Below are 23,437 nucleotides of genomic sequence, written 5' to 3'. Positions count from 1 at the left end.
GACGAAGGCCCCGGCTTCCGCCGGGGCCTTCGTGTCGCTGTGTGCGCGAGGGGGGAGTTGAACCCCCACGCCCTTTCGGGCACTGGCACCTGAAGCCAGCGCGTCTGCCTATTCCGCCACTCGCGCGAGACCGGATCGCTCCGGACTCAACTTTCCGAGGATATCACGGGCTCGGATCGCACGCGAACCGAGGCGGCCCGCCGCCGCGCCCCTTTCCGGCGCCGAGCCGCGGCCGGAAGGGCGCCGCCCAGTCTTGCTGGCTACGATGTGCCTACCGGTCGGCCGGACTGAGGAGACCCGTGGGACTACTGGACAGCTTCGAGCAGGGCCTCGAGCGCGCCGTCAACCGCGCGTTCGCGAAGACCTTCCGCAGCGGCATTCAGCCGGTCGAGATCGCCTCAGCGCTGCGTCGTGAGCTCGACACGAAGGCCGCCGTCGTGGCGCGCGACCGCATCCTGGTCCCCAACGAGCTGACCGTGCGGCTGAGCCCCGCCGACGAGGAGCGGATGCGCTCGCTCGGCGGCGCGCTCATCACCGAGCTCGACACGATGCTGCGCAGCCACGCGTCCGCGCAGGGCTACAGCCTCGCCGGCCCGCTGCGCATCGCGCTGCGCGCCGACGAGTCCATCACGACGGGCACGGTCGCGGTCGACTCGAACACGGCGGAGGGCCGCGTCGAGTGGCGTGCCGTCGTGGACGTGAACGGCCGCCGCCACCCGCTGGTCAAGGCGCGCACGGTGCTCGGGCGCGGCAGCGACGCCGACATCACGGTCGACGACCCCGGCACCAGCCGCGCGCACGTAGAGATCCTCTGGGACGGCGCGCGCGCGATGGTGCGCGACCTCGGCTCGACCAACGGCTCCAAGCTCGACGGCCGGCCCGTGAAGCAGTCCGGCCTGAACGACGGTCAGACCGTCACGATCGGCCGCACCGACATCGTGTTCCACGTCGTGCCGCTCGCGGCGCCCCAGACCCCGCCGTCGCGCGACGAGCGCACGACGTCGACCCGGATCCTGCCGCAGAACGGGGACTGGTCGTGACGGAGCTGAGCTCGCTGACGCTGCTGCTGCTGCAGGTCGGCTTCCTGCTGCTGATGTGGCTGTTCGTCTTCGCCGTGGTCTTCGCGCTGCGCTCCGACGTGTTCGGCGTGCGCGTGCGCCGGATGCCCGAGGCCGCCGGGCGCGCCTCCTCCAAGGCCGCGCCGGCCAAGGCGTCCCCGCAGCGTCCGGCCCCCGCGCCGAGCGCCGCGCCGGCCGGCCCCGCGACGACGACCACCGCCTCGCGCATCGTCATCACGTCGGGTCCCAAGGCCGGCCTGGAGCTGCCCCTCGGCACCGACCCGCTCACGATCGGCCGCTCGAGCGAGGCGGGCCTGGTGATCCGCGACGACTACACCTCGAGCCAGCACGCGCGTCTCGTGCTGTGGGGCGAGCAGTGGATGCTGCAGGATCTCGAGTCGACCAACGGCACGTTCCACGGCGGCGAGCGCGTCTCGCCGAACTCGCCCGTGCCGGTGCAGACGTCCACCCCCATCAAGGTCGGCGCCACGACCTTCGAGCTGCGGAAGTAAGCCCCCGCCGCCATGTTCGTGGGATCGAGTGCCGCCCTCTCTCATACGGGAAAGGTGCGATCGAACAACCAGGATTCGGGATACGCCGGATCCAACCTGTTCGTCGTGGCCGACGGCATGGGCGGCCACGCGGGAGGCGACGTCGCCTCGAGCGTCGCGGTCGGCGCGCTGCAGGAGCTCGACCACATCTTCGCCACGCCCGAGGAGGCCGAGGTCGCGTTGCGCGAGACCATCGGCGCCACGGCGGGCGACCTGATCCACCTCGTGGCCCGCCGTCCCGAGCTCGCGGGCCTCGGCACGACCGTCAGCGCCGTCGCGATGGTCGACGAGTACGCGGTCATCGCGCACATCGGCGACTCGCGCATCTACCTGTGGCGCGACGAGGCGCTCACGCAGATCACGACGGACCACACCTTCGTGCAGCGCCTGGTCGACTCCGGCCGAATCACGCCCGAGGAGGCCCGGTACCACCCGCGGCGCTCGGTGCTGATGCGCGTGCTGGGCGACATGGATCCGGACCCCGAGGTCGACACCTTCATCATGCCGACGCGTCCAGGGGACCGCTGGCTGCTGTGCTCGGACGGACTGAGCGGCGTGGTCGACGAGGCGCACATCCAGAAGGCGCTGCGCCTCGGGCTGCCGCCCGGCCGCACGGCCGACATGCTGCTGAAGTACGCGCTCGACGGCGGCGCGCCCGACAACGTCACCATCGTGATGGTGGACGTGGGCGGTCAGCACCCGCTCGTCAGCGGCACCGCGACCATCGTCGGATCCGCCTCGAACCCGCAGGGCGTCGCGGTCCCCGCGATCATCGCGCGTCCCCTGCTCCCCGCGAGCTGGCTGCACCCGAACCGCCAGGCCGCGAACGAGCCCACGCACTTCGAGCCCGAGCCCGAGTACCTCGAGGAGCTCATCGAGGAGGACCGGCGCCGCGCCCGGCGCCGTCGCGTGGGCGTGGTCGTGGTGCTCGTGCTGATCGCCGCGGCGATCGCCGGCGGATTCGCGGTCTTCTACAGCTGGACGCAGACGCGCTACTACGTCGGCGCCGATGACGACTCGGTCGTGATCTACCGCGGCATCCAGCAGTCGATCGGCCCGATCCCGTTCTCCTCACCGTCCGAGGACACGGAGATCCTGCTCGCCGACCTGTCGCCGTACCAGCGCGCCCGCGTCGAGTTCACGATCAGCGCGCGGTCGCGCGCTGACGCGGAGGCGATCGTCGACCGGCTGCGCGACTCGGTGGTCGTCGAGCCGCCCGAGCCCGCGCCCAGCGGGTCGCCCCAGCCCTCGCCGACCCCGACGGGGACGCCGACCCCGGGAGGCGACGGATGACCGGGATCACCGCCGACACCACCGTGCTGAAGGCGCTCCGCAAGGTGCGCCAGCCGCAGCCGCAGCGCAACCGCGAGCTGTTCCTGCTGCTGTTCGCGATCGCGCTGAGCCTCGGCGCCACTGCCCTGTCGCAGCTCGGCGAGCTCGGGCGCATCGAGTCGGGTGTGCTGGTCGCCGAGGGCCTGCTCGCGCTGCTGGTGCTCGCGCTGCACGTCGTGCTGCGCCTGCGCGCGCCGCAGGCCGATCCGTTCGTGGTGCCGATCGCGACGCTGCTGACCGGGCTCGGCATCGCGATGATCTACCGACTCGGGATCTCCGGGGTACAGGGCGTCGACGAGGGCGCGGCGACCAAGCAGCTGATCTTCGCCGCGGTCTCGATCCTCGCGGCCGGCGCCCTGGTGTGGGCCCTCGGCAACTACCGCGTGCTGTTCCGCTACACCTTCGTGTTCGGGCTGACCGGTCTGATCCTGCTGATCCTCCCGTTCATCCCGTTCATCAACGGCGGCGGCAACGCGACCGTCTGGGTCTCGATCGCGGGCGTGAACTTCCAGCCGGGCGAGATCGCCAAGATCTGCCTCGCGATCTTCTTCGCGGGCTACCTGGTGCGCACGCGCGAGAGCCTGACGTCGACCGGCCGGCGCGTGCTGGGCTTCACGTTCCCCCGCGCCCGCGAGTTCGGCCCGCTGCTCGTGATCTGGCTCGTGTCGATGGTCATCATCGTCGCGCAGCGCGACCTCGGCACGGGTCTTCTCATCTTCGGCATGTTCGTCGCGACGCTGTACGTCGCGACCGGCAAGACCGGATGGGTGCTGATCGGCGTCATCCTCGCCGTGGGCGGCGCGGTCGCCGCGTCCTACGTCCTGCCCTATGTGCGCGGGCGCTTCGACGCGTGGCTCGGCGCGTTCGATCCGGCGCTCTACGAGGCGGACGGCGGCAGCTTCCAGCTCGTGAACGGCATCTTCGGTCTCGCACACGGCGGCCTGCTCGGCACGGGACTCGGCCTCGGCCGGCCGTACCTCACCCCCGTGTCGCAGAGCGACTACATCATCCCGAGCCTCGGCGAGGAGCTGGGCCTCGTGGGCCTGTTCGCGATCCTCTGCCTGTACCTCGTGTTCGTCGCGCGCGGCCTGCGGATCGGCGTGGCGGGACAGGACGACTTCGGCAAGCTGCTCGCGGTGGCCCTGTCGTTCACGCTCGCGCTGCAGGTGTTCATCATGGTCGGCGGCGTGACGCGGCTCATCCCGCTGACGGGCCTGACCACGCCCTTCCTCGCGGCGGGCGGGTCGTCACTGCTCGCCAACTGGCTGATCGTGGGCATCGTCCTGCGCATCAGCGACGCCGTGCGCCAGCAGCCCAGGGCGGTGATCGGTTGATGACCAAGGAGCTCCGCAGGCTCAGCATCATCGTGCTGGTGATGTTCCTCGCGCTGTTCGGCTCGACCAGCGCGATCCAGGTGTTCCAGGCGAACGCGCTGGCCGACGAGCCGAGCAACCGCCGCACGCTGTTCGACAGCTTCGAGACGCAGCGCGGCGCGCTCATCGCCGGCGGTCGCGAGATCGCGACCTCGGTGCCGAGCGGCGACGTCTACGTGTGGCAGCGGCAGTACGCCGACTCGGCCATGTGGTCGCACCTCACGGGCTTCCTGAACCCGACGCTCGACTCGGCCACCGGCCTCGAGCAGGTGATGAGCCAGGAGCTGTCGGGAACGGCCGGATCGGCGTTCTTCTCCCGCATCGACCAGATCGTCACGGGCCAGCCGCCCCGCGGATCCAGCGTGCTGCTCACGCTCGACCCCGACGTGCAGCGCACCGCCTACGAGGCGCTCGGCGGCCTCACGGGCGCCGTGGTCGCGATCGAGCCGGACACCGGCAGGATCCTCGCGATGGTCTCGACGCCCGGCTTCGATGCCAACTCGCTCGCCGCGCACGATCCGGACGCCACGAACGCCGCCTACGCGGACCTCGAGGGCGACCCGCTGCGACCGCTGGAGAATCGCGCGCTCGCAGGCGACGTCAATCCCCCCGGATCGACCTTCAAGCTGGTCGTCGCGGCCGCCGCCTTCGAGTCCGGCGACTTCGACGCCGACTCCGAGCTGCCCAACCCCGAGACGTACACGCTCCCGCAGTCGACCAACACCGTGCACAACGCCAGCGGCACGACGTGCGGTCCGGGCAAGACGACCACGATCGCGACGGCGATCCGGCTCAGCTGCAACGTGCCCATGGCCGAGCTGGCCGCGAAGCTGGGCGCGGACGCGATCCGCGAGACCGCCGAGCGCTTCGGTTTCAACCACGAGTTCACGACGCCCCTGCGCGCCGCGACGTCGACCTATCCGGCGGGCATCTCGGACGACGCCCAGACCGCCCTGAGCGGCTTCGGCCAGGGCCAGGTGCAGGCGACGCCGCTGCAGATCGCGATGGTCGCGGCCGGCATCGCGAACGGCGGCGAGGTCATGAACCCGTACGCGGTCGACGAGGTCGTCGGCGCCGACCTGTCGGTGCAGCAGTCGTTCTCGCCGTCGCCCTTCGGGGACGCCATGGACCGGGAGACGGCCGATCTGATCACGGCCGCCATGGTCTCGAGTGTCCAGGACGGCGCGGCGACGGGTGCAAGAATAGACGGCGTCGACGTGGCCGGGAAGACGGGAACCGCGGAGATGGGCGGGGACAACCCGTACACCCTCTGGTTCACGGGATTCGCGCCGGCCGACGACCCCGAGGTCGCGGTGGCCGTGCTGGTCGAAGACGGCGGCGGACAGGGTCAGTCGGGCAGCGGGAACACGATCGCGGCGCCGATCGCGAAGAAGGTCATGGAGGCGGTGCTGAGCAGATGAGGCCAACACAGGGCGTGTCCTTCGGCGGACGGTACGAGCTGAACTCGCGGATCGCGATCGGCGGCATGGGCGAGGTCTGGGAGGCCACCGACCACGTGATCGGCCGCACGGTCGCCATCAAGATCCTCAAGGACGAGTACATGGGCGACCCGGGCTTCCTCGAGCGCTTCCGCGCCGAGGCCCGCCACGCCGCCCTCGTCAACCACGAGGGCATCGCGAGCGTCTTCGACTACGGCGAGGAGAACGGATCCGCGTTCCTCGTGATGGAGCTCGTGCCCGGCGAGGCGCTGTCCACCGTGCTCGAGCGCGAGACGAAGCTGCCGCCCGAGCGCACGCTCGACTTCGTGGCGCAGACCGCCTCGGCGCTGCAGGCCGCGCACGCGGCCGGCCTCGTGCACCGCGACATCAAGCCCGGCAACCTGCTCATCACACCCGACGGCCGCGTCAAGATCACCGACTTCGGCATCGCCCGGATCGCCGACCAGGTGCCGCTCACGGCGACCGGCCAGGTCATGGGCACCGTGCAGTACCTGTCGCCCGAGCAGGCGTCGGGCCACCCCGCCTCGCCCGCGACCGACATCTACTCGCTCGGCATCGTCGCTTACGAGTCGATGGCCGGACGCCGCCCCTTCACGGGCGAGTCGCAGGTCGCGATCGCGATGGCGCAGATCAACGAGCAGCCCCCGCCGCTGCCCGACGACATCCCGGAGCCGGTCCGCAACCTCGTGCTCGCGATGATCGCGAAGAAGCCCGAGGACCGTCCGGCCTCCGCCGCCGTGGTCGCGCGCGCCTCGAACGCGCTGCGCCGCGGAGACGTCGCAGCGGCGGCCGCGGCCGTGCCGGCCATCGCCGCGGGCGCCGCGCTGTCCCGCGGCGGCGACGACGCCTTCACGCAGCTGCTCTCGCCCGGCGACGACAGCGCCACGCGCATGATGCCGCGCACCACGCCGGTGCCGGTGGGCGGCGACGAGCCGCCCGCGCCCGAGCGTCGGAAGAAGAAGCGCAGCCCGTGGACGTGGCCGCTGGTGGCGCTCATCCTGCTGCTGCTCGTCGTGCTCGGCGGCGCGGTCTACGCGCTGTTCGGCGATGATCTGTTCGGCGCGACCGAGCAGACGCCTTCTCCGAAGCCGACCGTGTCGGAGCCGTCCGAGGCGCCGACGCCGTCGGACACCCCGACGCCCACGCCCGAGCTCGTGGACATCAGCGCGCTGCCGCTCGAGGGCGCCACATGCGCCGACGGCGAGGGCATCCTCGCCGAGGCCGGCCAGTTCGGCTGGTCGTGCGAGGAGGACACCCCCGCGCCGTCGACCGACCTGGAGCACACGATCTACGACTGGTCGCCGCGCGGCTTCCAGGCCCCCGGTGCGAACATCACCGCACGCGCCTACGGGCCGATGGCGGCGGTCGGCAAGCCCTCCGCCGCGCCGACGTTCGAGCAGAACGGCGCCACGGCGACCGAGGTGGTCGTGGGCGAGGAGGCCACCGTCCGCTGGGGCGTCTTCAACTGCCCGAGCGGCACCGGCACGGTCACGGGCTACACCGTGACGCTGGAGGGCCCCGCGCGATTCGCCCAGGGCCTGCAGGAGCGCGACTTCCCCGCGGATCGCCTCTCCTCCGGCATCAACGTCCAGCAGCCGGGCGACATCACTGCGACGTACCTCGCGCACTGCTCCGGTCCCGAGGGCGGATCCGCTCGGGACTCGGATCGATCCGACGTCGGGCAGGCCCGCGCGGTGCCGGCGCCGGACCCGGGCACGGATGAGAACGACACCAGCACCGAGGCGCCGAACGACGGCGCGGGAGCGAACGGCTGAGGCCGCCGGGAGCACAGCGGCTCCCGGGAAGCGAACCATGTCAGATCCGGGGGGATCCATGACCGACGAGCAGCGCTCCACGCGGGAGCGTCTGGGTGGCGAGCACGCCGACGACTCCCGGGTCCTCGGCGGCCGCTACCGCGTCGGCGAGCTGATCGGCCGCGGCGGCATGGCGAGCGTCTACCGCGGCTACGACCAGACCCTCGGCCGCGATGTCGCGATCAAGATCCTCAAGCGCGATCTGGCGAGCGACAGCGCGTTCCGCACGCGTTTCCGCCTGGAGGCCCAGGCGGCCTCGCGCATGGCGAACCAGGCCATCGTGCGCGTGTTCGACGCCGGCGAGGACGTCGCCGCCGATGCCAATGGCGAGCGGCCGATCCCGTTCATCGTGATGGAGCTCGTCCACGGCACGCTGCTCAAGGACATCGTCGCCCAGGGTCCCGTGCCGGCGGACGACGCCGCCCGCTACGTCGACGGCATCCTCGAGGCGCTCGAGTACTCGCACCGGGCGGGCGTCGTGCACCGCGACATCAAGCCGGGCAACGTCATGATCACCGACGCCGGCCAGGTGAAGGTGATGGACTTCGGCATCGCCCGCGCGGTGTCGGACAGCTCCTCCACGGTCGCCGAGACCACGACCATCCTCGGCACGGCCGCGTACTTCTCCCCGGAGCAGGCCAAGGGCGATCCGGTCGACGCCCGTGCCGACGTGTACTCCACGGGGATCGTGCTGTACGAGCTGCTGACGGGTCGGCCGCCGTTCCGCGGCGACTCGCCCGTCGCGGTGGCGTACCAGCACGTGAGCGAGACACCGACGACGCCGTCGCAGGTCAATCCCGACTCGCCCAAGGCCTTCGATCCGGTCGTGCTGCGCGCGCTCGCGAAGGATCCGTTCCAGCGCTTCCCGGATGCCGCGACGTTCCGCGAGGCATTGGATGCCGCATCCGACGGCCGGGCGCCGTCCAAGCGCGAGCTCGGCGCGCTGACGAACGAGCTCTACGGGCCGAACCCGCGGCAGGCGGCGGAGACCGCCCGTTCGCTGCGGCAGCTGTCGACCGACAACACCATGACCCGCACGCAGTCGGGTCCGCCCGTCGCGTGGATCTGGGCGGGCGTCGCCCTGCTGGCGGTGCTCGTCGCGTCCGTGCTGTTCTGGGTGGTCACCACCCGCCCCCTGACGGAGGTGCCGGCCAACGCGCGGATCATCCCGGACGTCACGGGCACGACGCTCGAGCGCGCCACCGAGGATCTCGCCGCGGAGGATCTCACCGCGATCCCCGAGACCGAGCCGAGCGACACCGTCAACGAGGGCGTCGTGATCCGCACGGATCCGACCGCCGGCGAATCCGTGACGCCCGGGACCGAGATCACGGTCGTGGTCTCCGAGGGCGTGAAGATGGCCGCCATGCCCGCGCTCGACGGTCTCACCGAGCAGGAGGCGCGCGACGCGATCACCGACGCCGGGCTGACCGTCGGATCGATCAGCCCGGAGAACGATCCGGGCCTGAAGGAGGGCATGGTCATCTCCGCCTCGGCGAGCGGTCGCGAGGTGCTCGAGGGAGACGAGCTCACCGAGGGAGCGACGGTGGATCTCGTCGTGGCCTCCGGACGCGTCACCATCCGGAACTACGCCGGGTTCGCGCTCGACGCGGCGAAGAGCGAACTCGAGGATCTGGGGCTGACGGTCAACACCTTCCCCCTCGACACGTGCCCCGCGTCTGCCGGTGACGAGGTGCAGACCCAGTCCGCCCCGCCCGGCGACGTGCCGGTGGGATCGACGGTGCAGCTGCGGTACTGCGCCGCGGAGGGCGACTCCGGCGAGGGCGACTCCGGCGGGGAGTGACGCTCCCGCCGGGAGCTATCCGACCGTGACCTCGTCGGGGACGAAGGTCATCGCGATCCACGGGTACAGGTGGAAGAACAGCCCGTAGAGCACGGCGCCCAGCAGCACGAGCAGGATCAGCACCCGGATCCACCAGGGACCGGGGAGCAGGCGCCACAGCGCGGCGTACATCAGATGAGCTCCTCGGTCAGCGCGGGCGGCGTCTCGCCGGTCGAGCGCGGCAGATACGACTCGAACACGCCGTATCCCACGAGGCGCTCGGTCATGGCGTACTTCGGCGAGCAGCTCGTGAGGGTGATGTAGCGCTCGCCCCTCGGCACGTCCGGCGCCTGCGGCACGTCCGCGAGCACCTCGTAGGCCGACGGATGCACGTACTCGAGCGTGCGGAACCGGTACGTGTACCAGCCGTCCTTCGTCTCGACCACGATCGGATCGCCGACCCGCAGCGTCTGCAGGCTCGCGAACGGCGCGCCGAAGGTCGTGCGGTGCGCCGCGAGGCCGAAGTTTCCGACCTCGCCCGGCATCTCGGTGTCGAGGTAGTGCCCGATGCCGATGTGGTCGAGCGTGCCGGAGCGCGTCACGCCGCCCGCGATGTTCACGGCGTAGTCGTCGCCCCACCGCGGCACCCGCATGACGGCGAACTTCTCGGTGTCGGCGGCCTGCGGCATCTCGGGCGGCTCGTACCAGGGCGTGCCCGCCTCGGGGTCCACCGTCGGCGTGGGGGCTGGCCCGGCCGGCTCGACCTGCGCCCACTCGCGCGACTGCTCGGCCGCCTGCGCGTTGTGCTGGGACGAGTAGATGACGTCGCCGATCCAGATCTGCCACAGGACGTACATCAGGATCACGATGCCGAGCGTGACGAGGATCTCGCCGAGGACGCTCGCGAACGTCGCGTTGCCGCGCGGGCGCCGGGCGCGCCGGGTCTGCGCGGTGGACGTCACGGGATCAGCTTAACCGGCCCGGTAGGATGTCTCCCATGGCACGATCCGAGAAGCCCGCCCGCCGATCCGGCGACGACGAGCTCGTCGAGCGCCCCGGCGCCGACGCCTCCCCGAACCCCGTCTGGTTCAAGCCCGTGATGATCGGCTTCATGCTGCTGGGCCTGGTCTGGATCCTGGTGTTCTACCTGTCGGGCATGCAGTTCCCGATCCCCGGCATCGAGGGCTGGAACCTCGTGATCGGATTCGGCATCGCCTTCATCGGCTTCCTGATGACCACGCGCTGGCGGTAGCCTCCGCTCTTCCAACGCGGAAGCGCCCGACGACTCCGGTCGCCGGGCGCTTCCGCGTTCCGGGGTGCCGCTACAGGAATTACACCGGTGTGATTCATCCCCAGCGGGGGATAACCCTGTGGATAACTCCGTCAGAGGTAGAGGGCGCCGGCGAGGACGAGCAGGCCGATGAGCGCCACGACGACCGCGCCCAGCAGCACGAGCTGCCGCCGCGTCTGGTCGGCACGCCGCGTCGTCGCGAACACGAAGCCCACCGCCGTGCCCGCGACCAGACCGCCGACGTGGGCCTGCCACGAGATGCCGCCGAACAGGAATCCGGCGACCAGGTTGATGCCGAGGATGATCAGGATCCCCGTGACGTTGCCGCCCAGGTGGCGGCCGATCACCACGAGCGCCCCGAGAAGGCCGAACAGCGCTGCCGAGGCGCCGACGACCGGCGTCCCGAACGCGAGCAGCGCCGCGGCGGCCGCGCCCCCGAGGCCCGAGATCAGATACAGCGCGAGGTATCGCCACCGCCCGAGCATCGGCTCGAGCAGCCGGCCGATCATCCACACCGACAGCAGGTTGAGGCCGACGTGGATGAAGGTGCTGTGCACGACGAGCCACGTCACCACGCGCCACGGCTCGAACACGCCGAGCTGCGGGTAGAGCCGCGGCGCCCAGAACGCGAGCCACGGCTGGATCTGGATGCCCATCAGCCGCAGCAGCTGGTCGAGCAGGAACATGGCGGCGGTGACGCCGACGATCCAGTTGGTGACGGGGGCGGCGCCCGCCCGCGCCGCGACGGCGCCGCCGCGACCCCACCGGCGCTGGGCGCGCTTCTGCGCGGGCGTCCGCGAGCGCTGCTGATCGCGCAGGCACTCGGGGCAGATGACCCCGACGGCGGCCTGCGTCTGGCACTCCGGGCAGATGGTGCGCTGGCATCGCTGGCACAGCGCGAAGCTCATCCGGTCCGGATGCCGGTAGCAGAAGTTCGCGGGATCGCGCGAGAAGTCGGTGGTGGTCACGGCGGCGGAGGCGGCGTGATCGGGACGCGTCGGGCGGTCGTCAGACCGCCGCGATCTCGACCGACTGCAGGACGACCGGCTCGACCGGGCGATCCTGCGCCCCCGTCGGGACCTGGGCGATCGCGTCCACCACGGCCTTCGAGGCGTCGTCGACGACCTCGCCGAAGATGGTGTGCTTGCCCATCAGCCACGGCGTCGGGTCGGTCGTGATGAAGAACTGCGAGCCGTTCGTGCCGCTCATGCGGCCGGTGATGGCGTTGGGGCGCTTGCCGGCGTTCGCCATCGCGAGCTTGTAGGGGGCGTTGAAGTCGAGCTCGGGGCTGATCTCGTCGTCGAACGTGTAGCCGGGACCCCCGATGCCCTGACCGAGCGGGTCGCCGCCCTGGATCATGAAGCCCGGGATGATCCGGTGGAAGATCACGTCCTTGTAGAGCGCGCCTTCGCCGGGCTTGCCCGTGGCGGGGTCGGTCCAGGATCCGGATCCGTCGGCGAGGCCGATGAAGTTCTGGACGGTCTTCGGCGCGTGGTCGCCGAAGAGGTTGACGAGGATGTCGCCGTGGTTGGTGTGCAACGTGGCGACGGCAGTGTGCTGAGGCATTTCCCCATTCTCTCAGAGGAGCGGCGCACGCGCCCGCTCGACGGTGCCTACCTCAGCCTGATGGAATACGGCAACCCTCTGCCGCTGAACGGGCGATCTGGCAGGATGGGGGAACACCACATCCCCAGCGACAGGGAGGGCAACCAACATGAGCCTCAGCAAGAAGCGCAAGAAGGAACTCCGCAAGCTGCAGGAGTCCGCCGCCCACCTGTGGGAGGCCCAGCAGGTCGTGCTCGCCGGAGCGGGGGACGTCGCGCGCCAGGCCGGCCGCCAGGTCGGCCACCTCAACCGCGAGCAGATCGCGCCGGTCATCGATCGGAAGTACCACGAGTACCTCGAGCCGGTCGTCGACCGCGTCGCGCCGCACGTGGACTCCAGCCGCAAGGCCTCGAAGGCGTTCATCGACAAGCGCGTCGTGCCGGTCGTCGGCGGTGCCGTCGGCAAGGCCCTCTCCGCGTGGGACGTCGCGAACGAGACGCGCCTGAAGCTCTCCGGTCATGCGCCGGTCGTGCAGCCCAAGAAGCGCAGTGCCGGGCCGATCATCGCCCTGGTGCTGGGCATCGCCGCCGCGGCCGCCGTGCTCTATGCGGCGTGGCAGACGCTCCGCGCGGACGACGAGCTGTGGGTCGCGGACGACCCGCTCGCCTCTCCCGACGCGTGAGCTCAGACGACATCGACGTGGCGGCATCCTCTGCGGAGGACGCCGCCACGCGTCGCGTGCGGGACGCGGCCGCCGAGCGCGGCCTCGCGATCGAGGTGCAGGCGTCGCCGCGCGCATCCTCCCTCGAGGAGGCTGCCGCGCTGCGGGGCATCACGCCCGCCGACATCGTCAAGACCCTCGTGGTCAAGGGACGCGGCGACGACGCCTACCTGTTCGCCCTGATCCCCGGCGACCGCTCGATCTCGTGGCCGAAGCTGCGGGCGCTGCTCGGGGCCAACAGGCTGCGCCTTCCCGAGCCCGAGCTCGCGCTGCAGGCGACCGGCTACGAGCGCGGCACCATCACGCCGCTCGGCAGCTCGACCGACTGGCCCGTGTACGCGGACGAGCGCATCGTGGGTCGCCGCGTCTCGATGGGCGCCGGCGCGCACGGCTGGACGCTGTACGTCGACGCGGATGCCCTCATCGAGGCCTATGCCGCGACGGTCGCCGACCTCAGCGATCCGGTGGAGACGATCAGGCGCTGAGGATCGTCGCGAGGCGACGGATCGCGAATTCGTAGCCCTGCACACCCGCACCGACGATCACGCAGCTGGCGACGTCCGACAGGTACGAGTGGTGGCGGAACGGCTCGCGCGCGTGCACGTTCGAGATGTGCACCTCGGCGAACGGCAGCGCGACGCCTGTGAGCGCGTCGCGCAGGGCGACGGACGTGTGCGTGAACGCACCGGGATTGATCACGATGCCGTCGCAGTCGGCCTTCGCCTCATGGATCGCGTCGATCAGGGCGCCCTCGTGGTTGCTCTGGAACCCGCGCAGATCGAGGCCGACCTCGGTCGCGATCGCCGTGGCGCGCGCGAAGACGTCCTCGAGCGTGTCGGATCCGTAGATCTCGGGCTCGCGGGTGCCGAGCAGGTTGAGGTTCGGCCCGTTCACGAGCAGCAGTCGCTGGGTCACGTCGCTCCTTCAGTTCTGGATGCCGGCCATGCGCAGCGCGATGTCGACCAGGCTGGTGCGCTCGATGCCGCGCACCTTCGTCAGCGGGATCCACTCCGCCATGTCGCTGGACCCGTCCACCTCGTGAGTCAGAGTGCCGCCCGTGACGGTGGCGCGGTAGACGATGCGGAGGGCGTGGAGGGGGACGGATGCGCCCTGCGCCAGGCGCTTCCTGGCGGGCACGACGTGGGAGTCGACGCCGAGCAGACCGTCGAGGCGCACCTGGTAGCCGCTCTCCTCCCACACCTCGCGTCGGGCGGCGTCCGCCGGGTCCTCTCCCGGCTCGAGGCCGCCGCCGGGCAGCGACCACGCCGGCACGCGGCCCTCGATCCAGCGCGTCAGCAGCACCCGGTCCTCGTCGTCGACGATGACGCAGTAGGCGGCGACGCGCATGTCCATGGGGTCAGCCTAGCGAGGCCCCGGACGCGCACCCGCGCGGTGACCGGCGATCGCTACAGCGCCGCGAGGGCCGGGAGCACCTCATCGGCGACCCGCGCGGCGCCGCCCACGGCGTCCTGCGGGCGGTTGCCCAGCACGACCTGCGTGATGCCGAGGCCCGCCAGGCGCTCCATCTGCGGCAGGAAGCCCGCGTCGAAGGGGTCCGCCGACGAGGCGATCACGGTCTTCTCGATCGCGTCGTAGTCGGTGCCGAGTCGGTCGCAGTGACCGCGGAGCACGTCCAGCAGGTGCGAGACCTCGTCGGGATCCGCAGACGTGAGGTTCACGATCTGCGCGTACTGGGCCGCGATGCGCAGCGTCTTGCGCTCGCCCTTCCCGCCGATCATGATCGGCGGGTGCGGCCGCTGCACGGCCTGCGGGCTGTTCAGCGTCTCGGCCAGCGCGTAGTGCGCGCCCTCGTGGGGCCCGTCGTCCTCGCTCCACATCTGGAGGACGATCTGCAGGGCCTCCTCGAGCCGCTCGAAGCGCTCCGCGATCGGCGGATACGGCACGCCCAGCGCGTGATGCTCGCGGTCGTACCAGGCGGCGCCGATCCCGAGCATCGCGCGCCCGCCGCTCAGGACGTCGAGCGTCGTGACGGTCTTCGCGAGGAGACCCGGATGGCGGTACGTGACACCCGTCACGAGGGTTCCGAGACGCATGGTCGAGGTCTGCGCGGCGAGGAAGCCGAGAGTCGTGTACGCCTCGAGCATCGGCTCGGACGCGGGCGCCACGCGCTCCATCTGGAACCAGTGGTCCATGACGGTGAACTGGGCGAATCCGCCCTGCTCGGCGGTGCGCGCGGTCTCGGCGAGCACGGCGGGCGTGCTCTGCGGGGATCCGGGAAGCGAGTAATTCCAGAAGTGAAGGCCTGCCTGCATGCGGTCAGGCTATGCCCGCTGCGCGGGTCCGGGGCCGGTTGCGCCGGAAACGCTCGGACATGGAAGATGGCCGCCCCTCACGGGAGCGGCCATCCTCGGTGCATCATCGGATCACTTGAACGCGTCCTTGATGTTCTCGCCGGCCTTCTTCAGCTTGGCGCCGGTCTGGTCGGCCTGGCCCTCGGCTTCGAGGCGCTCGTCGTCGGTCGCCTTGCCGGCGCCCTCCTTGGCCTTTCCGGAGAGGTCCTGGGCGGTGTTCTCGATCTTGTCGTCAAGTCCCATGTCTTGGCTCCTTCCGTGACGGATGGTCCCGGGTTCTACCCGGATCCCCCACGTTAGGCGGGCGGGTCCGATCGGGCACGGGGGTCGCGCGCGGAGCGATCTTGCGCTAGATGCGCCTCGTCGGGCGCGCGAGGCTTTCGCTTCGCGTAACCGCCGCGACTCGAACGCCTGACATCCTGGCGAGACCGCCGTGGGGCGGGCCACGGAGGAGGACGCGTGCCGAGCACGAAGCGCACATGGCCGAGGCTCTTCGGCGCCCTCGCGATCGGCACGCCGGTCGCCCTGCTGTTCGTCTGGCCTCAGGCGGTGCACGCCGAGACGGTTCCGGTGATCGCGCACGCGCTCTCGTTCCGGGCGCCCCTGGCCATCGGGTTCGGACTCGGCGCGCTCGTCCTGCTGGCGGTGGCCCTGCGGCGCCGGCGCCGGGGCGTGGCGGCCGGGCTGGCAGTGGTGCTGGGCGCGGCGTCTCTTGCGAACGGCGCGGTGCTGCTCGCGCGCGGTGGCGACGCGTCCATCCCCGAGGGCGACCTGGTGGTCGTCGCCTGGAACACCTGGGGAGGCGCGTCTCCCGAGTCGATCGTCCGGCTCGTGCTCGAGACCGACGCCGACATCGTGAGCCTGCCGGAGACCGGCGAGGAGACCGCGGGCGAGGTGGCGCGGCTCCTCGCGATCGAGGGGAAGGCCATGCGCGTCGACACGACCGTCGGCACGGACGACGTGCCGCACCTCCCGACCTCGCTGCTCGTCGCCTCGGAGCTCGGCGACTATCGGATCGACGCCGAGGCGGGCTCGTCCCCGAAGATGTCCAGCGGCCTGTGGCTCCCCGTCGACGGGACGGGCCCCGCGATCGCCGCCGCCCACCTCATCCCGCCGCTGCCGGACTCGATCGACGAGTGGCGCGCCGGCATGCAGTGGGTCGCCGACCGCTGCGAGGACTCCACGGTGATCGTCGCCGGCGACCTGAACGCGACGCTCGACCACCTGTCGTCCTATACCGGCGGCTGCCGGGACGCCGCGCGGGAGGGGAACGCGGCGGCGACCGGGAGCTGGCCGGCGTTCGCGCCGGCGTGGCTGGGCTCTCCGATCGACCATGTCCTCGTCGGAGCGGACTGGGACGTGCGCGGGGCCGCCGTGCTCACGTCCTTCGACGACGCGGGCAGCGATCACCGTCCCATCGTCGCCGTGCTCGACGCGCGGTGATCGGCACGGATCTCGCCCTGGCCGCCGCGGAGTCGGGCGCGTGAGAGCATGCACACGATGGACGCCGACACGCGCGCCGAGCTGCGCCTCCTGCGGGCTCGCGCCTTCGGCCCCGCCGCCGACATCGACCGGGATCCCGCCGCGCTGCGCCGCCTTCGGGAGCTGGAGGGGTTGTCGACCCTGCGCCCGGCGCCACCGCTCCCCGACGACGACGCGCCGCCTTCCGATCCCGCGCCCGAGGCGCCGCTCCCGCAGGAGCCCCTCGCCGCGATCGCGCCCACGCCCGCCGACCCACCGCCGCCGGCGAGCCCTCCCCCGCTGTCGCGACGCCTCCGCGTGACGTGGGCGGCGACGGTCGTCGCCGCCGCCGCGCTGGCGGGAGGCGCCGCGTATGGGCTCACCGTGATCTCACCCGTCGCGGTCTCGAGCGGGGCGCCGCAGATCGCGACCCTCGATCCGTCGTCCGCCCTCGAGGTCCCTTCCGGCTGGTTCGGCGCCGGGCCCAGCTCGGCCGTGTACGAGTTCCACGGCCTGATCCTGTTCGAGACGACCGGCGGGTTCGGCACCTCCGGCGGCACCGACTGCTTCGCGGCCGTCGCGGCGGAGGACCTGCCCGAGCCGGATGCCGACACCACGAGCTGGTCGGTCAGCGGGAACATGTACGCCGGATGCCGCGTGGGTGCGTTCCCGGCGATCGTGAGCATGATCGCCGACAGCGGCGCGCCCGAGGAGCTGCGCGCCCGGTACCCCGGCGACGCGCTGCAGTTCGTGAGGGACGGCGACCGCATCGGCGTCTTCCTCGACGCCGACTGAGCGGCGCGGTGATGTGAAGTGGAGTGGAGCCTAGGAGATTCGAACTCCTGACATCCTGCTTGCAAAGCAGGCGCTCTACCAACTGAGCTAAGGCCCCGGACGGGAAGATCCTCCGAGAGTTTACATGGCCGCCGCGCGGCCCCTCACGTGCCGTTGTCAGGATGCGCGACGCGATGCCAGGATGCGGGCATGAGCATGCGACGTCTCGCCGCGACGGGCCTCGCGGCCGCCGCCCTCCTGATCCTCACCGCGTGCGCGTCCGGCGCCGGCGGCGCATCGCCGGCCGGCAGCTGGGGCGAGGAGCCGGGGCCGAACGTCACGATCTCGGACGACGGCACGGTCGTCGGCAGCGACGGCTGCAACCGGCTCACGGGCAAGGGCACGATCGACGGCGACCGGATCGAGTTCGGCGACCTCGCGCAGACGCGGATGGCGTGCGCGGAGGGCACGGACGTCGTCGAGCCGTGGGCGACGTCCGCGGCGGTCGACGGGAACGCGCTCATCCTGTTCGACGAGGCGGGCCAGGAGATCCGCCGGCTCCCCCGCATCGAGCGCGAGGGCTGATCCGGATACGCGAAGAGCCTCCGCGTCTGCGAAGGCTCTCGATGGTGGGGGTACCAGGACTTGAACCTGGGACCTCTTCATTATCAGTGAAGCGCTCTAACCGCCTGAGCTATACCCCCAAGAGGGAAGGACTCGCGTCCTCAACCTCAGAGACTTTACCCGATCCGCACGGCGTTCGCGAATCGGGCCGGTCCCGCGTGTGTCAGTTCGAGGTGAAGCCCACGAGCAGTCCGCCGGTCACCTTCACCGCGAGGTTGTAGATGCCGGCGATGACGGCGCCGAGCACCGTCACGACCACCAGGTTCAGGATCGCCACGATGGTCGCGAAGGCCATCACCTGGGGCAGGCCGATGAACTGCGAGATCGACAGGCTGCCGTCCGTGAAGCTCTGGAAGAACTCGTCCATCTGGGCGATCAGGCCGGTCGTCTGCACGACCATGTAGATCAGGAAGAACGACACGATCGTCACGATCGCGAGCGCCACGGCCGCGAGGAACGACAGCTTCACGGCCGACCAGAAGTCGACGTACACCAGGCGCAGGCGCACCTGCTTGGCATTGGTCTTGTGGGTGGACTTCTTGGCCAGCTTGTCGGCTACCGTGCTCATGCGTTCTCTCCGGTCGTCTCGGGCGCGGACTCGGACGCGTCCTCGACCGCGGCCTCGCCCTCGGTCTCCTCCAGAGCCGCAACGGCGCGCTCGCTGTTGCGGGCGATGGCCAGGATGCGGTCGTCCTTGTCCGGGCGCGCGAACAGCACGCCCATGGTGTCGCGGCCCTTGGCGGGGACCTCGGCAACGGCCGAGCGTACCACCTTGCCCTTGGCGAGAACCACGAGCACCTCGTCGTCCGCCGACACGATCAGACCGCCCGCCAGGCCGCCCCGCTCGTCCGACAGCTTGGCCACCTTGATGCCCAGGCCGCCGCGTCCCTGCACGCGGTACTCGGTCACGGCCGTCCGCTTGGCGAAGCCGCCCTCGGTCACGACGAACACGTAGCCCTCGTCGGTGACGACGTTCGCCGTGAGCAGGCTGTCGCCCTCGCGGAACGACATTCCCTTGACACCGGAGGTGGAACGGCCGAGCGGCCGCAGCGCCTCATCCGTGGCGGAGAAGCGCAGCGACTGGCCGCCGCGGCTGATCATCAGGATGTCCTCGGACGAGTTCACCAGCAGCGCGCTGATCAGCTCGTCGTCCTCGCGCAGCTTGATCGCGATGATGCCACCCTGGCGGTTGGAGTCGTACTCCGCGAGCCGGGTCTTCTTCACCAGGCCCGAGCGCGTGACGAGCACGAGGTTCTCGGCCGCGTCGTAGTTGCGCAGCTCGATGATCTGCGCGATCTGCTCGTCCGGCTGCAGCGCGAGCATGTTCGCCACGTGCATGCCCTTGGCGTCGCGGCCGGCCTCCGGCAGCTCGTACGTCTTGGTGCGGTAGACGCGGCCCTTGGTCGTGAAGAACAGCAGCCAGTGGTGCGTCGTCGTCACGAAGAAGTGCTCGACCACGTCGTCGGCGCGCAGCTGCGCGCCGCGCACGCCCTTGCCGCCGCGGCGCTGCGAGCGGTAGTTGTCGCTGCGCGTGCGCTTCACATAGCCCTCGCGCGTGACCGTGACGACCATGTCCTCCTCGGCGATGAGGTCCTCCATGGACACATCGCCGTCGAAGCCGTGCAGGATGTGCGTGCGCCGCTCGTCGCCGAAGCGCGCGACGATCTCGGTGAGCTCCTCGCGGATGATCGACCGCTGGCGCATCTCGTCGGCGATGATCGCCTTGAAGTCCTCGATCTTCGCCTCGAGCTCGGTGGCCTCGTCGATGATCTTCTGACGCTCGAGGGCGGCCAGGCGACGCAGCTGCATCGACAGGATCGCGTCGGCCTGGATCTCGTCGATCTTCAGGAGGTCCTTCAGACCCTCGCGCGCCTCGTCGACCGTGGGCGAGCGGCGGATCAGCGCGATGACCTCGTCGAGCGCGTCGAGCGCCGCGAGGTAGCCGCGCAGGATGTGCATGCGCTTCTCGGCCTCGCGCAGGCGGAACTGCGTGCGCCGGACGATCACCTCGAGCTGGTGGGCGATCCAGTAGCCGATGAAGCCGTCGAGCGAGAGCGTGCGCGGCACGCCGTCGACGATCGCGAGCATGTTCGCGCCGAAGTTGGTCTGCAGCTCGGTGTGCTTGTACAGGTTGTTCAGCACGACCTTCGCGACCGCGTCGCGCTTGAGCACGACCACGAGTCGCTGACCGGTGCGGCCCGACGTCTCGTCACGGATGTCGGCGATGCCGTTCACCTTGCCCTCGCGGGCGAGCTCGCCGATCTTCACCGCGAGGTTGTCGGGATTCACCTGGTACGGCAGCTCGGTGATCACGAGGCAGGTGCGACCCTGGATCTCCTCGATCTCGACGACCGCGCGCATCGTGATGGATCCGCGACCCGTGCGGTACGCCTCGTGCACGCCCTTCGTGCCGAGGATCTGGGCGCCGGTCGGGAAGTCCGGGGCCGGGATGCGCTGCATCAGGCCCTCGAGCAGCTCCTCGCGGGGCAGCTCGGGGTTCGCGAGGGCGAACAGCGCGCCGTCGGCCACCTCGCGGAGGTTGTGCGGCGGGATGTTCGTGGCCATGCCGACCGCGATGCCGACAGAGCCGTTGACCAGCAGGTTCGGGAAGCGGGCCGGCAGGACGCTCGGCTCCTGCGTCTCGCCGTCGTAGTTGTCGGTGAAGTCGACGGTGTCCTGCTCGATGTCGCGCACCATCTCGAGCGCGAGCGCGGCCATCTTCGTCTCGGTGTACCGCGGCGCCGCGGCGCCCTGGTTGCCGGGCGAGCCGAAGTTGCCCTGGCCCTGCGCGAGCGGGTAGCGCAGCGACCACGGCTGCACGAGCCGGACGAGGGCGTCGTAGATCGCCGAGTCGCCGTGCGGGTGGTACTGACCCATGACCTCGCCCACGACGCGGGCGCACTTCGAGAACTTCTTGTCGGGACGGTATCCCCCGTCGTACATCGCGTACACGACGCGGCGGTGCACGGGCTTCAGGCCGTCACGAACGTCGGGCAGCGCGCGCCCGACGATCACGCTCATGGCGTAGTCGAGGTAGCTGCGCTGCATCTCCGACTGCAGGTCGACCTGGTCGATGCGGCCGTGGTTGTGCAGCGCCGTGATGTCGGGGCGCTGCTCGTCGTTCTCGTCAGTCATGTGTCTTCCGATTCAAGTGGCGTGAGGGATCCGGATCCGACGGGTGTCAGATGTCCAGGAACCTCACGTCCTTCGCGTTGCGCTGGATGAACGAGCGGCGCGACTCGACGTCCTCGCCCATGAGCACCGAGAAGATCTCGTCGGCGGCGGCCGCGTCGTCGATCGTGACCTGGCGCAGCGTCCGGGTCTCGGGGTTCATCGTGGTGTCCCACAGCTCGTGGTCGTTCATCTCGCCGAGACCCTTGTAGCGCTGGATGCCCGCTTCCTTCGGGATGCGCTTGCCGGCGGCCGCGCCCTCCTTCAGCAGCGCGTCGCGCTCGCGGTCGCTGTAGACGTACTCGTGCGGAGCGTTCGACCACTTCAGGCGGTACAGCGGGGGCATCGCGAGGTAGACGAAGCCCGCCTCGACGAGGCCGCGCATGTAGCGGAACAGCAGCGTCAGCAGCAGAGTGGTGATGTGCTGGCCGTCGACGTCGGCATCCGTCATCAGCACGATCTTGTGGTATCGCGCCTTGTCGATGTCGAACTCCGGCCCGATGCCCGTGCCGAAGGCCTGGATCATCGCCTGGACTTCCTTGTTGCCCAGCGCCTTGTCGATGCGCGCCCGCTCGACGTTCAGGATCTTGCCGCGCAGGGCCAGGATCGCCTGCGTGTGCGGGTCCCGACCGCCGACGGCAGAGCCGCCGGCCGAGTCGCCCTCCACCAGGAAGATCTCGCTGATGGAGGGGTCCTTGGACGTGCAGTCCTTGAGCTTGTCGGGCATCGCGGCCGACTCGAACACGCTCTTGCGCCGCGCGGTCTCGCGGGCCTTGCGTGCCGCCATGCGGGCGGTCGCGGCGTCGATCGCCTTGCGGATGACGTTCTTGGCCTGCGCGGGGTTGCGCTCGAACCAGTCGACGAGCTGGTCGCCGACGACCTTCTGCACGAACGCCTTCGCCTCGGTGTTGCCGAGCTTGGTCTTGGTCTGGCCCTCGAACTGCGGCTCGGCGAGCTTCACGGAGATGACGGCGGTGAGGCCCTCGCGGACATCGTCGCCCGTGAGGTTGTCGTCCTTCTCCTTGATGAGGTTGTTCGCGCGCGCGTACTTGTTGACGAGCGTCGTCAGTGCCGCGCGGAAGCCCTCCTCGTGCGTGCCGCCCTCGTGCGTGTTGATCATGTTCGCGTAGGTGAACACGTTCTCGCTGTACGACGTCGTCCACTGCATCGCGATCTCGACCGACATCCGGCCGTCCGCCTGCTCCTGCTCGAACTGGATGATGTCCTCGTTCACGCGCTCTGCCTTGCGCACCCTGTTGAGGTACTCGACGTAGTCGACCAGACCGCGCTCGTAGTGGAAGACGTTGTGGCGCTTGACGAGCTCCGTCGAGCCGTCCTCCTTCTCGACCTCCTCGGCCGAATCGGCGCGCTCGTCGTACAGCTCGATGCGCAGGCCCTTGTTCAGGAACGCCGTCTGCTGGAAGCGCGTGCGCAGCGTCTCGTAGTCGAAGTCGGTGGTCTCGGTGAAGATCGCGTCGTCCGGCCAGAACGTGATCGTGGTGCCGGTCTCGTCGGTCTCCTCGCCCTTCTCGAGCTTCGCGAGCGGCGTGCCGCCGTTCGCGAAGCTCTGGCGCCAGACGTGGCCCTTCTGCTTGACCTCGACGTCGAAGCGGGTCGACAGCGCGTTCACGACCGACGAGCCGACGCCGTGCAGACCGCCCGAGACGGCGTAGGCGCCGCCGCCGAACTTGCCGCCGGCGTGCAGGATCGTGAGCACCACTTCGACCGTCGACTTGGTCGGGTCGGACGAGTGCGGGTCGACCGGGATGCCGCGGCCGTTGTCGACGACGCGGAGGCCGCCGTCCGCGAGCAGCGTCACGACGATGCGGTCGGCGTGCCCGGCGAGGTGCTCGTCGACCGAGTTGTCGACGATCTCGTACACGAGGTGGTGCAGTCCGCGCGGACCGGTGGATCCGATGTACATGCCGGGGCGCTTGCGCACCGCCTCGAGTCCCTCGAGGACCTGGATGGCGTCTGCGCCGTAGTCTCCTGCGACCTTCTTCGAGGATGCCGCAGGGACCTGCGGGTCGGTCGGCGCGTTCTGCTCGTCCGGGTTGTCGATCGTCATGCGAGGGGGCGCTCCACATCTGTATTCGGGTGCCCCGCCATCCTATCAAGCGCGACCGACGCCGCTGGCCGTGACAGGCCCGCAGGCGCGCGAAAATCG

At 70.5% G+C, this 23,437-nt stretch carries 24 protein-coding genes and 3 tRNA genes; 13 read left to right on the top strand and 14 right to left on the bottom strand.

Features of this window, described 5'->3' with window-relative positions; translation table 11 throughout:
• Window positions 1–42: 42 nt before the first annotated feature.
• Window positions 43–126: transfer RNA gene (locus AAD528_RS08870), tRNA-Leu, on the bottom strand.
• A gap of 173 nt (window positions 127–299) precedes the next feature.
• On the opposite strand from AAD528_RS08870, the gene AAD528_RS08865 reads away from it, so the two are divergent.
• Genes AAD528_RS08865 through pknB form a run of 7 tightly spaced genes read left to right on the top strand, consistent with a single transcriptional unit; the run spans window position 300 to window position 9,392 of the window.
• Window positions 300–1,040 (top strand): FHA domain-containing protein, encoded by a 741-nt coding sequence (locus AAD528_RS08865; RefSeq protein ID WP_345751710.1) that lies wholly within the window; start codon window positions 300–302, stop codon window positions 1,038–1,040.
• Between the two features lie 5 nt (window positions 1,041–1,045).
• Window positions 1,046–1,570, top strand: a complete 525-nt coding sequence (locus AAD528_RS08860) for an FHA domain-containing protein FhaB/FipA (RefSeq protein ID WP_345751904.1) — start codon at window positions 1,046–1,048, stop codon at window positions 1,568–1,570.
• Between the two features lie 12 nt (window positions 1,571–1,582).
• Window positions 1,583–2,902 carry a PP2C family protein-serine/threonine phosphatase gene (locus tag AAD528_RS08855; RefSeq protein ID WP_345751709.1) on the top strand — a complete coding sequence of 440 codons (1,320 nt, stop codon included), beginning with the start codon at window positions 1,583–1,585 and terminating at the stop codon, window positions 2,900–2,902.
• Entirely contained in the window at window positions 2,899–4,275 is a 1,377-nt protein-coding gene (locus AAD528_RS08850; protein ID WP_345751708.1) for an FtsW/RodA/SpoVE family cell cycle protein, read from the top strand. The genes AAD528_RS08855 and AAD528_RS08850 overlap by 4 nt, the downstream gene beginning before the upstream one ends.
• Complete coding sequence (locus tag AAD528_RS08845; protein ID WP_345751707.1) at window positions 4,275–5,735, top strand: peptidoglycan D,D-transpeptidase FtsI family protein; 1,461 nt, start codon at window positions 4,275–4,277, stop codon at window positions 5,733–5,735. Before AAD528_RS08850 ends, AAD528_RS08845 begins: the two co-directional genes overlap by 1 nt.
• Window positions 5,732–7,549, top strand: coding sequence for a serine/threonine-protein kinase (locus AAD528_RS08840; RefSeq protein WP_345751706.1), 1,818 nt, complete (start codon window positions 5,732–5,734; stop codon window positions 7,547–7,549). The genes AAD528_RS08845 and AAD528_RS08840 overlap by 4 nt, the downstream gene beginning before the upstream one ends.
• A 58-nt stretch (window positions 7,550–7,607) precedes the next feature.
• Window positions 7,608–9,392, top strand: a complete 1,785-nt coding sequence (pknB, locus tag AAD528_RS08835; protein ID WP_345751705.1) for a Stk1 family PASTA domain-containing Ser/Thr kinase — start codon at window positions 7,608–7,610, stop codon at window positions 9,390–9,392.
• Window positions 9,393–9,407: 15 nt separating this feature from the next.
• Here the strand turns inward: pknB and AAD528_RS08830 are convergent, their stop codons facing one another.
• Together AAD528_RS08830 and AAD528_RS08825 are read right to left on the bottom strand one after the other, a co-directional pair.
• Complete coding sequence (locus tag AAD528_RS08830; RefSeq protein WP_345751704.1) at window positions 9,408–9,563, bottom strand: hypothetical protein; 156 nt, start codon at window positions 9,561–9,563, stop codon at window positions 9,408–9,410.
• Window positions 9,563–10,333 (bottom strand): class E sortase, encoded by a 771-nt coding sequence (locus tag AAD528_RS08825; protein WP_345751703.1) that lies wholly within the window; start codon window positions 10,331–10,333, stop codon window positions 9,563–9,565. Before AAD528_RS08825 ends, AAD528_RS08830 begins: the two co-directional genes overlap by 1 nt.
• Window positions 10,334–10,368: 35 nt before the next feature.
• Here AAD528_RS08825 and AAD528_RS08820 point away from each other — a divergent pair, with 35 nt between their 5' ends.
• The gene (locus AAD528_RS08820) at window positions 10,369–10,623 is read left to right on the top strand and encodes a cell division protein CrgA (protein ID WP_345751702.1); all 255 of its coding nucleotides are present in this window, start codon (window positions 10,369–10,371) and stop codon (window positions 10,621–10,623) included.
• A 131-nt stretch (window positions 10,624–10,754) separates the two neighbouring features.
• Here AAD528_RS08820 and AAD528_RS08815 read toward each other — a convergent pair whose 3' ends face one another.
• Both AAD528_RS08815 and AAD528_RS08810 read right to left on the bottom strand, forming a co-directional pair.
• Window positions 10,755–11,630, bottom strand: a complete 876-nt coding sequence (locus AAD528_RS08815; RefSeq protein WP_345751701.1) for a rhomboid family intramembrane serine protease — start codon at window positions 11,628–11,630, stop codon at window positions 10,755–10,757.
• A 40-nt stretch (window positions 11,631–11,670) separates the two neighbouring features.
• On the bottom strand, window positions 11,671–12,228 hold the full coding sequence (locus AAD528_RS08810) for a peptidylprolyl isomerase (RefSeq protein WP_345751700.1): 558 nt from the start codon (window positions 12,226–12,228) through the stop codon (window positions 11,671–11,673).
• Window positions 12,229–12,376: 148 nt separating this feature from the next.
• Between AAD528_RS08810 and AAD528_RS08805 the strand changes: the two genes are divergently transcribed.
• Window positions 12,377–12,889, top strand: coding sequence for a DNA helicase (locus tag AAD528_RS08805; RefSeq protein ID WP_345751699.1), 513 nt, complete (start codon window positions 12,377–12,379; stop codon window positions 12,887–12,889).
• Window positions 12,886–13,413, top strand: coding sequence for an aminoacyl-tRNA deacylase (locus AAD528_RS08800; protein ID WP_345751698.1), 528 nt, complete (start codon window positions 12,886–12,888; stop codon window positions 13,411–13,413). Before AAD528_RS08805 ends, AAD528_RS08800 begins: the two co-directional genes overlap by 4 nt.
• On the opposite strand, the gene aroQ is transcribed toward AAD528_RS08800, so the two are convergent.
• The 4 genes from aroQ to AAD528_RS08780 form a co-directional block, all read right to left on the bottom strand.
• Window positions 13,403–13,843: a type II 3-dehydroquinate dehydratase gene (aroQ, locus tag AAD528_RS08795; protein ID WP_345751697.1), complete on the bottom strand. Its 441-nt coding sequence runs from the start codon at window positions 13,841–13,843 to the stop codon at window positions 13,403–13,405. The genes AAD528_RS08800 and aroQ overlap by 11 nt on opposite strands.
• Before the next feature lie 9 nt (window positions 13,844–13,852).
• On the bottom strand, window positions 13,853–14,281 hold the full coding sequence (locus AAD528_RS08790; protein ID WP_345751696.1) for an NUDIX hydrolase: 429 nt from the start codon (window positions 14,279–14,281) through the stop codon (window positions 13,853–13,855).
• Window positions 14,282–14,334: 53 nt separating this feature from the next.
• Entirely contained in the window at window positions 14,335–15,201 is an 867-nt protein-coding gene (locus AAD528_RS08785; RefSeq protein WP_345751695.1) for an LLM class F420-dependent oxidoreductase, read from the bottom strand.
• A gap of 111 nt (window positions 15,202–15,312) precedes the next feature.
• Window positions 15,313–15,483 (bottom strand): CsbD family protein, encoded by a 171-nt coding sequence (locus AAD528_RS08780; protein ID WP_345751694.1) that lies wholly within the window; start codon window positions 15,481–15,483, stop codon window positions 15,313–15,315.
• A 216-nt stretch (window positions 15,484–15,699) separates the two neighbouring features.
• On the opposite strand from AAD528_RS08780, the gene AAD528_RS08775 reads away from it, so the two are divergent.
• Complete coding sequence (locus AAD528_RS08775) at window positions 15,700–16,683, top strand: endonuclease/exonuclease/phosphatase family protein (RefSeq protein WP_345751693.1); 984 nt, start codon at window positions 15,700–15,702, stop codon at window positions 16,681–16,683.
• Window positions 16,684–16,740: 57 nt separating this feature from the next.
• Window positions 16,741–17,496 (top strand): hypothetical protein, encoded by a 756-nt coding sequence (locus tag AAD528_RS08770; RefSeq protein WP_345751692.1) that lies wholly within the window; start codon window positions 16,741–16,743, stop codon window positions 17,494–17,496.
• A gap of 24 nt (window positions 17,497–17,520) precedes the next feature.
• On the opposite strand, the gene AAD528_RS08765 is transcribed toward AAD528_RS08770, so the two are convergent.
• Window positions 17,521–17,593: transfer RNA gene (locus AAD528_RS08765), tRNA-Ala, on the bottom strand.
• Between the two features lie 92 nt (window positions 17,594–17,685).
• On the opposite strand from AAD528_RS08765, the gene AAD528_RS08760 reads away from it, so the two are divergent.
• Entirely contained in the window at window positions 17,686–18,060 is a 375-nt protein-coding gene (locus AAD528_RS08760; protein WP_345751691.1) for an META domain-containing protein, read from the top strand.
• A gap of 42 nt (window positions 18,061–18,102) precedes the next feature.
• Here AAD528_RS08760 and AAD528_RS08755 read toward each other — a convergent pair.
• The 4 genes from AAD528_RS08755 to gyrB form a co-directional block, all read right to left on the bottom strand.
• Window positions 18,103–18,179 (bottom strand) — tRNA-Ile (locus AAD528_RS08755).
• An 83-nt stretch (window positions 18,180–18,262) separates the two neighbouring features.
• Window positions 18,263–18,667, bottom strand: coding sequence for a DUF3566 domain-containing protein (locus AAD528_RS08750; protein WP_345751690.1), 405 nt, complete (start codon window positions 18,665–18,667; stop codon window positions 18,263–18,265).
• A complete protein-coding gene (gene gyrA, locus AAD528_RS08745) occupies window positions 18,664–21,234 on the bottom strand; it encodes a DNA gyrase subunit A (protein WP_345751689.1) in 2,571 nt (856 codons plus the stop codon). The genes AAD528_RS08750 and gyrA overlap by 4 nt, the downstream gene beginning before the upstream one ends.
• A 46-nt stretch (window positions 21,235–21,280) precedes the next feature.
• Window positions 21,281–23,338, bottom strand: coding sequence for a DNA topoisomerase (ATP-hydrolyzing) subunit B (gene gyrB / locus AAD528_RS08740; protein ID WP_345751688.1), 2,058 nt, complete (start codon window positions 23,336–23,338; stop codon window positions 21,281–21,283).
• Window positions 23,339–23,437: the final 99 nt, after the last annotated feature.

Source organism: Microbacterium rhizophilum (assembly GCF_039605615.1).
GTDB lineage: Bacteria > Actinomycetota > Actinomycetes > Actinomycetales > Microbacteriaceae > Microbacterium > Microbacterium rhizophilus.
The sequence above is the reverse complement of the archived record's forward strand: the minus strand, read 5'-3'. Positions and strand labels throughout refer to the sequence as shown.